Raw genomic sequence first — 12,425 nt, forward strand, 5'->3', positions numbered from 1 at the left:
AGTGCCGAAGGTGATCTTCCGGGCGCCGGACGGCGACCGGGCCGTCGACGTGCCGCCGGGCACTCCCCTGATGCAGGCCGCCGTCGACGGGGACGTCGAGGGAATCGTCGGCGAATGCGGCGGCAACGCCATGTGCGCGACCTGCCACGTCTACGTCCCCGCCGACCTCGCGCACGACTTCCCGCCGATGAGCGAGGCGGAGGACGAGATGCTGAACTGCACGGCTTCCGAGCGCCGCCCGGCCAGCCGGCTGAGCTGCCAGCTGCCGGCGCCGGAGCACGACGTGCTCGTCGACCTGCCCGAAGAACAGTGACCGGCGGGCCAGGCGCCGATCCGGTCGTCGTCGTGGGCGGCGGGCACGCCGGTTTCCACGTCGCGCTGTTCCTGCGAGAGGAGGGCTCCGACGTCCCGATCGTCCTCGTCGACCGGCTCGACGGCCCGCCGGTGCAGCGGCCGCCGTTGTCCAAAGCGATGCTGCTGAGCGACACTGAGCCGCGGCTCGAGTTCCGCAAACCGGAGTTCTACGCGGCGCGAGGCATCACTCTGCTGCGCGACACGGTCGCCCGGATCGACCGGGACCGGCGCGTCGTGCGGCTCGGGTCGGGCGGGTCGCTCGGCTACCGCGAACTGGTGCTGGCGACCGGCTGCCGGGCGCGCGAGACGACCGTGCCGGGAGCCGGGCTCGCCGGAATCCGCGTGCTGCGCGTCCCCGACGACGCCCGTGCCGTCCGGGACGCGCTGACCAGGGCAGGCGACGTCGTCGTGGTCGGCGGCGGGTTCATCGGACTCGAAGCAGCCGCCGCCGCGCGCCGCCGCGGCTGCGCGGTCACGGTCGTAGAAAGCCTGCCCCGGGTTATGCAGCGGGTCGTGTCGGCCGAGATTTCCGAGCATTTCCGCGCGCTGCACGAAACACAGGGCGTGCGCGTCCTGACCGGCACGACGGTCCGGGCGTTCGACGGCGATGCCCGGGTCCGGCACGTGGAACTCGCCGACTGCACGCGGATCCCGGCCGACCTCGTGGTGCTCGGGATCGGGGTGGATCCCGAAGCCGGGCTCGCGCGCGAGTGCGGCCTGGCGGTCGGCGACGGGGTGGAGGTCGACGCCGCGCTGCGCACGTCGGATCCGCTGATCTCCGCTGTCGGCGACTGCGCCTCCTTTCCGGTCGGCGGCGGACGCCGCAGACGGCTCGAATCGGTCCAGAACGCCGCCGATCAGGCCCGCGTCCTCGCCGCCCGCCTCGCCGGGCGGACAGTGCCGTTCGACGCGGTGCCGTGGTTCTGGACCGAGCAGTTCTCGGCCAAGCTGCAGATCGCCGGACTGCTGCCGGACAGCGAAGCCGAGGCGGTGCGCCTCGCCGGGGAAGACGCGTTCTCCGTCCTGCATTTCCACCGTCGCCGGCTCGTCGCGGTCGAATCGGTGAACCGGCCGGTCGATCATGCCGCCGCGCGCCGCCTCCTCGCCCGCGACGCGCGCCTCAGCCCGGACGACGCGCGCGTTCCGCAGTTCCGCCTCTCCGAAGCTGCAGCCGTTCGCGCCGGGTGAGACGCCGTGCGGATTAGCCCGTGAACACGCATAGGCGGCCTGGCGTCCCGAATGCGCGGACCGCGAGCTTTGCCGACCGCGGCCCGCAGATCGCTCCGAATTGATGAACCTTGGACCCTATCGCGGGCCATCGAGGGAGCGCACCATAGAGCCTGGCACCGACCGGACGCACTCCCCCAACCCGAGCGGGAAGCAACAATGCCGAATTCACGGCCGAATTCACTGGCGAATTCGCGGGTTCCCAGCCCCGCCACCGTCGAGGCGGCAGTCGCCGCCGCTCTCCTCGCGCCGGGCGCCTCCGACGTCCCGTTCTGGCACTGGCGCATCGGTTACCGCACCCTCCACCTGTACGCGGACCCGGCCCGCCGCCGAGCCGCCGACGATCCCGCCGGGCGATGGCAGACGCTCACCAGCGGCGCGGCCCTGCACCACCTCCGGGTCGCCTTCGCCGGTCTCGGCTGGGCCTGCACGGTGGACCGGCTGCCGTTCCCGGCGGAACCGGACCACCTGGCCGTCGTGACGCCGCAGCCGGGCGAACCGGTTCCCGGGGAAGCTGCCCTGGCGACGTCGATCGCCCGCCGCCGAGAAGATCTACGGCCGGGCGGCGGACGGCCCGTACCGTCGGATTGCCTTGACCGGCTTTCGCAAGCAGCCGCCCGCGAAGGCGCGGTATTGCACCCAGTGGAAGACCGAGCAGTCCGCAGATACCTCACGACCGCGATCGGCGACGGCGCACGGGTTCCCGCCCAGATGCGTCATGAAGAGGCGTACGCGCGAAGCGCATCACTGGCCGCTCCGCAGGGTGTTCTCGTTCGCGCTGCTGCGGGATCGGCGGGAAACCGGCTCCCCCGAGGCGAAACGGAACCCCGCGCCGACGGAGCATCGCTGGTGGTGCTCAGCACGCCCGGCGACGATCACCTCGCCTGGCTGCGTGCGGGAGAGGCACTGAGTTCGGTGCTGCTGACCGCCACCGTGCACGGACTCGCGTCCGGCCGGTTGAGCCGGGCCAGCCGACGGTTGCGCGAGGCTCTCGCGGAACGCGTCACGCTTGGCCACGCGCCCCAGGCGGTGCTGTGGGTGGGACGGCCGCCGGTCGGCGTGAAGCGGGTCCGGAGGACGCGATCGCAGGCCAGCGTCGACGACGTGCTCGAACCGCTCCAGGCGCCGGCGAGGCATCGCGGCTGACCTTCCCCTCCCGGACACGCCAATCACCGCACCGGCCATCCAGCCGCGGTTGTCCACTTCCGACGGTGCCGGACGCCGGTGCTTTAGAGTGGCACCGTGGCAGCGGAAACCGGCGAATTCCCCCGCGCCGGGCGTCCCGCGCGCCGGCCGGTCCTTTCCGATGTCGCGCGGCTGGCCGGAACCTCCACCGCGGTGGTCAGCTACGTCCTCAACGACGGGCCCCGTCCAGTCGCCGACAAGACGCGGCGCAAGGTCGAGGACGCCATCCGCCTGCTCGGCTACCGGCGCAACCCGCTCGCCGGGGCGTTGAGCGGCGGCCGGTCCAATTTGGTCGGACTGCTGGTGCCGGACACCGCGAACGCCTTCTACGGCGAGATGTCGCGCTGTCTCGAAGCGGAGGGCCGCCGCCGGGGATTGCTCACCCTGCTCGGCAACACCGATTACCGCCCGGGCCTCGCCGACGAATACGGCGAGGCGTTCTCCGAACTGCGGCCGCGCGGGATTTTCGTGACTACCGGCGAAAAGCCGCGGCTGGCGGCCGAAACTCCGTGCGTGTTCCTGCAGTGGGCCGCACCGGACGACAGCTCGCCCAGTGTGGTGTTCAACGACTTCGACGGCGCACGGCTCGTCACTGAGCATCTGCTCGGGCACGGGTACGAAGACATCTTGTGCGTGGCAGGCGAAATCGCGGTGGGTCCGGCCGAAGGTCGCGAAGGCGGCTGGCGCAAGGCGATGGCGGACGCCGGTCTGCCCACCGAGGGCAGGCTCGTCCGGACGTCCTTCGACAAGGTCGAGGCGGGCCGCGCGGTGCGCGACGTGCTGACGAGCGGCAGCCGGATCCGCGCTGTCTACGCGACCACCGACGAGCAGGCGCTGGTGACCATCCGCATCGCGCACAGCCTGGGGTTGCGCGTGCCGGAGGACCTCGCGGTCGTCGGCTTCGACGGGACGAGGGAAGCCCGTCTCGGCAACGTTCCGCTCACCACGGTCCACGTTCCGCTGGAGGAATTCGCGGTGCGGGCGTTCGATGCCCTGGACGGCAAAGGCGACTCGTCCGCCGTGCTGGACGGAACGCTCAGCATCGGCGTCACGTGCGGCTGCGAACCCGGAGCTGCCGAGCAGGCCGCCCACGCCGGAGCAGCCGCGCGCGGATAACCGCCCCGCCGCGGAGAAACCCGCGACGGGGCAGGTCGCTACCGCGCGAGAGTGTTGTGCTCGTCCGAGGCGTACTCCGGGTTCAGCGACAGCGCGCTGAACCGGAACGGCCGGTCCACGCGGGTGAACCCGAGCGGGCAATGCCGGGTGCCCGCGGGCAGATACACCGAACCGCTCGTGGTGATCGTGTGCCGGACGCCCTCGACGTCGAGGTAGATCTCCGCGCCCAGGTCGTCGGGGTCCTCCGGATTGTTGCCGTGCCAGATCAGGACCTCGTCGTAGTCGTGCTGGTGCTCCTTCACCCACTGCACCGGAGTGTCGCATTCGCCGATCCACGTGTAGGTGAGGTGGATCTTGCTCTCCGGCACCTCCTTCGCGCGCATGAGGGCGAGCGATTCGCCGACGTTGGGCGGTTCGACGACGCCCGCCGCCGCGCCCTCGTTGACGAGGTCGTCGAGACAGTTGGGCATTTTCCTCACGAACAGGCGCTCGTACGGACTGGTCATGCGGCTGCTTCCTCCTCTGCTCCCTGCACGGGGTCGAGCCGGTTGCAGGCACACTCTAAACGATTAGCTTCTCCACTTGTAGACTCTTCCCTCTTGCCGGAACTGGCCGTACCCTGTGGCGACGCCTGACAGATCTAACGGATTAGATTTCTGGCTTCCCTGGAGGTTCCCAGTGTCGCGCGGACCCCGATGCCTGCCCGCCCTCCTGCTCGCCGCCGCGCTGCTCGCGGCCTGCAGCCGTCCGGACGACGCGGCCGCCGGCGGCGCCGACACGCTTCGCGTCTCCGTCTCCGCCGACGCCGGCGAGAGCCTCAATCCTTACGTCGGCACCCAGAGCCCGATCCAGGAACTGCGCAGCTCCCTGCTTTTCGAGGGGCTCACCGCGCTGGACCCGGCGGGCAGAACCGAATGGCGGCTCGCGACCGGCATGACGCCGAACGACGACCGGACACAGTGGACGATCACGCTGCGGCCCGGCGTGAAGTTCACTGACGGCACCGATTTCACCTCCGCCGACGTCGTGTCGAGCATCAAGTACCTGCGCGATCCGGCTCATGCCGCGCAGGGCCTCGCGCTGATCCAGATGATCGACCCCGCTTCGATCCAGGCGGTGGACAAGCTGACCGTCCGAATCGGACTGACCGAGCCGTTCAGCCCGTTCAAGGACATCTGGGCGAGCGTGCTGCTGCCGATGACCGAAACCGGTTCGGCCCCGGCGAAGCCGATCGGCACCGGGCCGTTCGCGGTCAGGTCGTTCGCCGCGGGCCGGGAGTCCACAGTGGAGCGATTCGACGGCTACTGGGGCAAGAAACCCCGGCTTTCCGTCGTCCGGCTGATCGAGTACCAGAGCCAGCAGGCGCAGGCGAACGCGTTGCTGTCCGGCCGGGTCGACATCGCGTCCAACACGACGCCGACGATCGCGAAATCGCTCGCCGGGCGGGACGGGATCCGCTTGCTCGACAGCAAAGGGAATTTCAGCCTGCGGATCGGGCTCGACACGGCCGTCGCGCCGTTCAGCGACGTCCGGGTGCGCCAGGCCTTGCGGCTGCTGGTCGACCGGCAGCAGATCGTGTCCAACGTCTTCAGCGGCTACGCCCGGATCGCGAACGACTACGAAACCACCGCGCCGCCGTGCGCCGCGCCGAACATCCCGCAGCGCGCCCCGGACGTCGCGACAGCGAAACGGCTGCTGGCCGAGGCCGGGCAGAGCGATCTGTCGTTCGCGATCACCACCGACGGCCTGCTGCCCGGCATGTCGGAGCTGGCGCAGGTCTTCGCGCAGAACGCCGCGCAGGCCGGGGTCAAGGTGAGCGTCAACGTGGTCCCGACGCCGGAGCTGCTGGCGAAATGGGGCCAGTGGCCTGCTTTCGTCGACTACAACCCGGTCCCCTACCTGCCGTCCGTGCTCGGCTCGCTGCTGCCGGACCGGATCGGCAACGGTTCGCACTGGAACGACGCCGCGTTCGTGAAGCTCGCCGGCCAGCTGTTCTCCTCGCCCGAACCGGACCAGTGCCCGCTCATGAACCGGATGCACGAAATCGAGTACACGAGCGGACCGAACATCACGCCCGCGTTCTCCGACGTGCTCATGCCGCACCGGGCGACGGTGCACGGACTGGTGCCCGACGTGAACGGCCGCCCGCTGTCGTTCCTGACCGACGTGACCGTCGGATGACCGCACGATGGCTGGCGCGCCGGCTCGCGCTCGGCGTGCTCGTGCTGTTCCTGGTCTCGGTGCTGGTTTTCCTGGTGACCCAAGCGTTGCCGGGCGACGTGGCGCGGATCGTCCTCGGCAAGGACGCCACCCTCGAGCAGGTGGCGAACCTGCGTCACCAGCTCGGCCTCGACCAGCCGCTCCTGGAGCAGTACGGCCGCTGGCTGGGCGGACTGCTCACCGGCCACCCGGGAGTATCGCTGCAGAACAAGGAACCCGTCTCGGAAATCCTCGGGCCGCGGATCGTGAACTCCTTTGCCCTCGGCTTCATCTCGATGGCGCTGATCCTGCCGCTCTCGGTGGTCGCCGGAGTGCTGAGCGCCGCGCGCCGCGACAGTTTCGCGGACAAAGCGTTCGTCGCGGTCACGTCGCTGAGCATGGCATTGCCGCCGTTCGTCGTGGGGATGCTGCTGATCGCGCTCTTCGCCACCTCGATGCTCGGGGTGCTGCCAGGGGTCTCGGACATCCCGCCCGGCGACCTGCCGTGGTGGCATCCGGCGGAACTCGTGCTGCCCGTCGCCACGCTCACGTTCATGGGGGTGATGTACTTGGGGCGCTTGGTGCGCGCTTCGGTCATCGACGCGCTGGACAGCGAATACGTGCAGATGGCTGTCCTCAAAGGACTGAGCCGTCGGCGCATCCTGTTCCGCCACGCGCTGCCCAACGCCATCGCGGCGAGCCTGCCCGCGGCCGGTCTGGTCGCGGCCGTCACGATCACCGGCGTCGTGGTCGTCGAATACGTCTACTCGTATCCCGGGCTCGGCACGGCGCTGGTCAGCGCGGTGAACTCGCACGATCTGCCGGTACTGCAGGCGTGCGTGCTCATCCTCGCGGCCACGTACTACCTGTGCAATCTCCTCGCGGACGTCCTCGCCGCGGCCGGGCGCACCCGATGAGCGTTTCGGTGGCGCGCCGCGCGGCGCGGACCGGTCGCGCACGGCTCGGGCTCGGATTGCTCGCCGCGATCGCCTTCATCGTCGTCTTCGGCCCGCTGCTCGCGCCGTGGCCGCCGACCGCCATCGTCGCGCCTCCGCTGGAGGGACCGAGCGCGCACTTCCCGCTGGGCACCGACCTTTTGGGCCGGGACGTGCTCAGCCGCCTGCTGTCCGGCGGCGGCACCCTCACCTGGATGACGCTCCTCGCCACCGGAATCGGCGTAGTGCTCGGGGCGCTCATCGGTTTGGCCGCCGCCTATCGCGACGGCATCGCCGACACCGTCCTCATGCGAGCGACGGACATCGTGCTGAGTTTCCCGGAGACCATCTTCGTGCTGGTGTTCGTGGCCGCGTTCGGCCGCCATCCGCTGCTCACCGCGTCGCTCGTCGGAGTCGCGTTCGCCCCCGGCGTCTCGCGAGTGCTGCGCGGCGCGGCACTTCCGGTGCTCGACAGCGAATACGTGTTGTGGGCCAAGGCGAACGGCCTGCCCGGTCGGCAGATCGTCCTCGGCGAAGTGCTGCCCGGCGTGACGTCACCGCTGATGGTGGAGACCGGAATGCGGCTGGTGTGGGCAGTCACCGCGATCGCCTCACTGAACTATCTCGGCTTCGGCATCGCCCCGCCCGCTCCGGATTGGGGGCTCATGGTCAGCGAAAACCAGGACGGCCTGGCCGCAGCGCCGCTGCCGGTGCTGGCGCCGATCGCGCTGATCCTCATGATGGCGCTCGGCGGCAACCTCGTGGCCGAATCCGTCGCCAGGACTGTCAGCCGCACGGAAGGAAAGAGCTGACGTGGCCAAGGAAGTCGCGGTGTCGGGCGTGACCGTCGAGGCCGCCGGGCACACCATCGTGCGAGACATCGGCTTCGAACTCGGTCGCGGCGAAGTCCTCGGCGTGGTCGGCGAATCGGGCTCCGGCAAAAGCACTCTCGCGCTCGCGCTGCTGGGTTTCGCCCGCACCGGCGCGACAATCGCCAGCGGACAGGTCGTTGTCGACGGAGTAGACCTGCTTTCCTTGCCACCCGCGCAATTACGCCGCGCACGAGGCCGGAAAGTCGCCTATGTGCCCCAGGATCCGGCCACCGCGCTCAACCCGAGCCTGCGCGTCTCGACCCAGCTGACCGAGGGGCTGGACCCGCCCGCGCTGCCCCGCGTGCGGCAGCTGCTGGACACCGTCGGGCTGCCCGGCGACGACGCGTTCCTGCGCCGCCGCCCGCGCCAGCTTTCCGGCGGCCAGCAGCAACGGGTCGCCATCGCGATGGCGATCGCGGCCGGACCGCGGCTGATCGTGCTCGACGAGCCGACGACCGGGCTCGACGTCGCCACCCAGTCCCGCGTGCTCGACCTGGTGCGGGAACTGTGCCGGACCCGCGATCTGGCGGCGATCTACGTCTCGCACGATCTCGCGGTGGTCGCCGACGTCGCCGACCAGGTGATGGTCATGTACGGCGGCGAGGTAGTCGAACACGGCGCCGCCCGCTCTGTGCTCAGCCGCGCCGCACACCCCTACACCCGCGCCTTGCTGGCGGCCGTGCCGTCCGCGACCCACCGGCACCGGCTGGTCCCCATCCGCGGACGGGCACCCGGCATCGGCGATCCTCGTGCTGGGTGTGCCTTCGCACCACGCTGCGATTACGCCGCTTCTTCTTGCAGCACAACGCATCCGGCGCTGACCCGCTCGACTTCGGGAACCCTCGCACGGTGCATTCTCGCGGAAGAAGTAGCTCGGACTGCGCGAAGCGTGCCGCGCGCACCCGAGCCGGACGTACCTGCTGCGGACCAGGCGGCGCTGTTGTCGGTCTCCGGCCTGAACGCCAGCTACCGCGGACGGCAGGTCGTCTTCGACGTCTCCTTCGACCTGCGACCCGGCCAATGCCTCGCCGTCGTCGGCGAATCCGGCAGCGGCAAGACCACCATGTCACGATGCCTGGCCGGGCTGCACCCCGAACACCAGGGCGAGGTGACCTTCGACGGCAAGCCAGTCCCGCCCGCCGCTGCCCGGCGAGACTCCCGCACGCGGCGCGAACTGCAGTACGTCTTCCAGAACCCCTATGGCTCGCTCAGTCCACATCGGACAGTCGAGGACGGTCTGCTGGTCGCCCTGCGCCACTACTTCGGCGTGCACGCCCGCGAAGGCCGCCGCCGGGCCCGCGCCGCGCTCGACCGCGTCGAAATCCCGGCCCGGCTGGCCGGCCGCTACCCGTCGGAACTGTCCGGAGGACAACGCCAGCGAGTCGCGATCGCCCGGGCGCTGGCGTGCGAACCGAAGCTGATCATCTGCGACGAGGTGACGTCCGCTTTGGACGTTTCAGTGCAAGCGTCCGTGGTGGAACTGCTGCGCTCCTTGATGGACGACGGACCGTCGATGATCTTCGTGACGCACAATCTCGCGGTGGTGCGCAGCATTTCGGACGAGGTCGTCGTGCTCAGCGAGGGCCGGGCCGTCGAATCGGGACGGACTGACCGGGTACTCGCTTCGCCGTCGCATCCGTACACGCGGAGCCTGCTCGCGGCGACGCTGGAGGTGCCTGATCAGCTCGGGCCAACGCGGCGATAGCGGATGTGCGTGGTGAGCGGCGAATGCAGCACCTCGACGGGCTCGAAGCCGAACGACTCCACCCCGTCGAACATGCGCTCGCCCGACCCGAGCAGGACGGGCGCGATGTCGAGCGTGAACTCGTCGATCACCCCGGCGAGCAGCGCCTGCCGGACCGTCGAAGCCCCGCCGGCGATGTCGACGCCCTTGTCCCCCGCAGCCTCGCACGCAGCCGCGTAGGCAGCGTCGAAGCCGTCGGTGACGAAGTAGAACGTCGTCCCGCCCTCCATCTCGATCGGCTCGTGGCGATGATGAGTCAATACGAAAACCGGCGCGTGATACGGCGGTTCGGAGCCCCACCAGCCCGACCAGTCCTCGTCCCAGTCGCCGCGGACGGGGCCGAACATGTTCCGCCCCATGACATACGCGCCGCGAGGCCGCATCAGCCATTCACTCGCGGTCTGGTCGGCGTCGTTCGCCCGGGGGTCGCCGATGTGCCAGCCGTGCAGCTCCGTCCCCCGTCTGCCGAGCGGGTCCTCCCGGCTCTGCGCCGGCCCGGCGACGAAACCGTCCAGCGACATCGACATGTGACAGGTCGTCTCCGGCACGGCGAACCTCCCGAGTGATTGCGGTTTGCAAGCGGTTGGGAGGAACATAGCACCCAGGAGCCGGAAGCGCTACGCGTTGAGCGGGCGGTCTCCGACTCTCCGAACAGCCATCCTCATTCGGCGGCCAGCAAGGCCCTGAGTTCCTCGGAGGAAAGGCGCCGCGCCGGATCGGCCGCACCACCGGAGAACCGCACACCTTCTCGCCGCAGCACGTCAGTGACGGTTTCGTCGCGTCCGTCCTCCCATCGGAAGTGCGGCGACGGGCTGCCGTCCGCCGAAAGCACCCGCCAAGCGTTCTCGCATTCCCGGCAGGTGCTCAGGTGGCGGCCCAGCGGCTGCCCGGCGGTGCCGACCACGGTCGCGACATCCCCGTAAGTCGTCCAGCGCCCGGCGGGGATCTTGGCGAGCAACCGGTGCAGCTCCGACCAGTCGAAGGGACCGGCCCCGGCACCCGTGCCCGCGAGGGCGGCGAGAGTCTGCCCGTCGGGAGCGGCGACCAACTGAGTGGCGGCACCGGCTGGCACCGCCGCCTGCGCTTGCCGGTAGAGGTATTTCACGAGTCCGGTGACGGTGAAGTTGCCGGTCGCGCCCCATTCCGCGGCCTCTGTCCCGGTCCAGCGCAACGGCCTGCTGGCGGTGCCGGTCCAAACCGCGCGGTCCCGGTGCGCGACAGCGGCCCACTCCGCGAATTGCGCCGCGTCCGGCCCTCCCGCCAGCACCCGCAACTCAGTGCCCGGAGGGAGAACGTCGCTGGCGATCAACTGACGCACGGCGGGCTCCTGCCGGGCTGCCCGGCGCACGTCCTCGTCGCGCTGGCGCTTGGCGAGCAGCGGCGACACGGTGAATTCTTCGACCGCCGGCGTCGGGTAGAGGGCGCTGACCGAAACGACCGGCCCGCCGCCGGTCTGGTACGCGCTGATCGCGCGCAGGCTGATGTCGATGCCCATTTCCCGCAACCACACCGCGACTGCCGTGGTCGACGCCGTGAACCCGCCCGCCAGCAACACGATCCGCGGCTGCCCCAAGGGCGCGCCCGCCAACCCGCCGACGTCCTCCCCCAGGTGCGCTTCCAGCCGCGCGGACGCCTCGTCCCCGCTGAGGTTTTCGCCCCGGCTCGCGCGCCAGGCCCGGTACTCGTCGACCAGCGTTTCCGGGGTGAACCGGCTGCAGTACGCCGCGTACTTCAGCGCCTGCATCTCCACCGTCTCCGGAGCGACGTCGCGTTTGAGCTCAGCCACCACCAGGTGCCCGTCCGTGTCGATCGCCAGGACGTCGAGCCGGTCCCGCTCCCGGCCGCGCGCGGAAGTCCACCGATCGCATTCGCTGGTGACGACCAGCAGGCCGTCGCCGAGCATCTCCGAGTGCTCGAGCACCCACTCCTGCAAGTGGTCTCGCTCCTTCAACCCGGCCTGGGCCAAGGTGATCGGAGTCGCGCGCTCGGCTGCCGCACCGGCGACCTGATAGACCAATTCGTCCATGCTCCGACCCTACTGCGGCTTCGGGGAGGCCCCGGCTCCAGCGACCCGCGCACGAGCGGAGCACCGCGTCTCAGGCGTGGCGTTCGCGGGCGACGCCCTCGCTCCGTCCAACGCCAACACGCCAGGGCTGGTCGCGTTCCGGAAATTCGCCTTTCGCGGGAAAGCGGCGCCGCTGAACCAGGTCGGCCCGCTGATCACCCGTCCCGGCGAAGCACGATCAGAAAAGAGAACCCACCGCGACAGCCGCGCACACCGACAGGAACAGCCCGCCCACCGCGAAGCCCAGCGGTTTCTGCCGCCATGCCGTATGCCGGTCCAGCGCGTACCAGCCGGGCCCGGTCAGCAGCAGGGCCAGCGCCATCGCCGCGAGCGTCAGTTCCAGTTCGAATCCCGGGCCGGTGCTTCCGAACAGGCCGCCCGACCACTTCACCCGGACCGCGCTGAGGGCCACGCCCAGCAGTCCGGCCGCGGCGAGCGGGGTCAGCAGGCCCAGCGCCAGCAGGACGGCGCCGCCGACCTCGGTGATTCCGGTCAGCCAGGTCAGGAACTCGATGTTGTGGCTGAAACCGTAGCCCCGCACCAGGTTTTCGAAGTGCTCCATCCCGGAGCCGCCGAAGAGGCCGAAGACCTGCATCAGCCCGTGCGCCCCCATCGCGACCGACAGCATCAGCCGCAGCACCAGCAGACCGAAGTCCAAGCCGCCATTCTCATCCGACCAACGGGACATGTTCGCCACGCCGGACACCCTAGCCATTCCGCGGACCCGC

12 protein-coding genes are annotated in these 12,425 nt (G+C 70.2%); 8 read left to right on the forward strand and 4 right to left on the reverse strand.

Annotated elements, in window-relative coordinates:
* The first annotated feature begins 1 nt into the window (after position 1).
* The 4 genes from ACZ7OI_RS09155 (at position 2) to ACZ7OI_RS09170 (ending at position 3,882) form a co-directional block, all read left to right on the forward strand.
* Entirely contained in the window at positions 2–313 is a 312-nt protein-coding gene (locus ACZ7OI_RS09155) for a 2Fe-2S iron-sulfur cluster-binding protein (RefSeq protein ID WP_470263654.1), read from the forward strand.
* Positions 310–1,542, forward strand: a complete 1,233-nt coding sequence (locus tag ACZ7OI_RS09160) for an NAD(P)/FAD-dependent oxidoreductase (protein WP_470263655.1) — start codon at positions 310–312, stop codon at positions 1,540–1,542. The genes ACZ7OI_RS09155 and ACZ7OI_RS09160 overlap by 4 nt, the downstream gene beginning before the upstream one ends.
* A 198-nt stretch (positions 1,543–1,740) precedes the next feature.
* Entirely contained in the window at positions 1,741–2,727 is a 987-nt protein-coding gene (locus tag ACZ7OI_RS09165; RefSeq protein WP_470263656.1) for an Acg family FMN-binding oxidoreductase, read from the forward strand.
* 96 nt (positions 2,728–2,823) lie between these two features.
* The gene (locus ACZ7OI_RS09170; RefSeq protein ID WP_470263657.1) at positions 2,824–3,882 is read left to right on the forward strand and encodes a LacI family DNA-binding transcriptional regulator; all 1,059 of its coding nucleotides are present in this window, start codon (positions 2,824–2,826) and stop codon (positions 3,880–3,882) included.
* 38 nt (positions 3,883–3,920) lie between these two features.
* On the opposite strand, the gene ACZ7OI_RS09175 is transcribed toward ACZ7OI_RS09170, so the two are convergent.
* The gene (locus ACZ7OI_RS09175; protein ID WP_470263658.1) at positions 3,921–4,388 is read right to left on the reverse strand and encodes a cupin domain-containing protein; all 468 of its coding nucleotides are present in this window, start codon (positions 4,386–4,388) and stop codon (positions 3,921–3,923) included.
* Positions 4,389–4,560: 172 nt separating this feature from the next.
* Between ACZ7OI_RS09175 and ACZ7OI_RS09180 the strand changes: the two genes are divergently transcribed.
* Genes ACZ7OI_RS09180 through ACZ7OI_RS09195 form a run of 4 tightly spaced genes read left to right on the forward strand, consistent with a single transcriptional unit; the run spans position 4,561 to position 9,593 of the window.
* Complete coding sequence (locus ACZ7OI_RS09180) at positions 4,561–6,063, forward strand: ABC transporter substrate-binding protein (RefSeq protein ID WP_470263659.1); 1,503 nt, start codon at positions 4,561–4,563, stop codon at positions 6,061–6,063.
* The gene (locus ACZ7OI_RS09185) at positions 6,060–6,998 is read left to right on the forward strand and encodes an ABC transporter permease (RefSeq protein WP_470263660.1); all 939 of its coding nucleotides are present in this window, start codon (positions 6,060–6,062) and stop codon (positions 6,996–6,998) included. Before ACZ7OI_RS09180 ends, ACZ7OI_RS09185 begins: the two co-directional genes overlap by 4 nt.
* Positions 6,995–7,828: an ABC transporter permease gene (locus tag ACZ7OI_RS09190; RefSeq protein WP_470263661.1), complete on the forward strand. Its 834-nt coding sequence runs from the start codon at positions 6,995–6,997 to the stop codon at positions 7,826–7,828. Before ACZ7OI_RS09185 ends, ACZ7OI_RS09190 begins: the two co-directional genes overlap by 4 nt.
* A 1-nt stretch (position 7,829) precedes the next feature.
* Entirely contained in the window at positions 7,830–9,593 is a 1,764-nt protein-coding gene (locus ACZ7OI_RS09195) for a dipeptide ABC transporter ATP-binding protein (protein WP_470263662.1), read from the forward strand.
* On the opposite strand, the gene ACZ7OI_RS09200 is transcribed toward ACZ7OI_RS09195, so the two are convergent.
* The 3 genes from ACZ7OI_RS09200 to ACZ7OI_RS09210 form a co-directional block, all read right to left on the reverse strand.
* Positions 9,569–10,159, reverse strand: a complete 591-nt coding sequence (locus ACZ7OI_RS09200) for a dihydrofolate reductase family protein (RefSeq protein ID WP_470264302.1) — start codon at positions 10,157–10,159, stop codon at positions 9,569–9,571. The two genes, ACZ7OI_RS09195 and ACZ7OI_RS09200, sit on opposite strands and share 25 nt — an antisense overlap.
* 134 nt (positions 10,160–10,293) lie before the next feature.
* Entirely contained in the window at positions 10,294–11,658 is a 1,365-nt protein-coding gene (locus tag ACZ7OI_RS09205) for an MGMT family protein (protein WP_470263663.1), read from the reverse strand.
* 217 nt (positions 11,659–11,875) lie between these two features.
* Positions 11,876–12,355, reverse strand: coding sequence for a DoxX family membrane protein (locus tag ACZ7OI_RS09210; protein ID WP_470263664.1), 480 nt, complete (start codon positions 12,353–12,355; stop codon positions 11,876–11,878).
* Positions 12,356–12,425: the final 70 nt, after the last annotated feature.

The sequence above is a fragment of the Amycolatopsis sp. NPDC114503 genome (assembly GCF_055633655.1).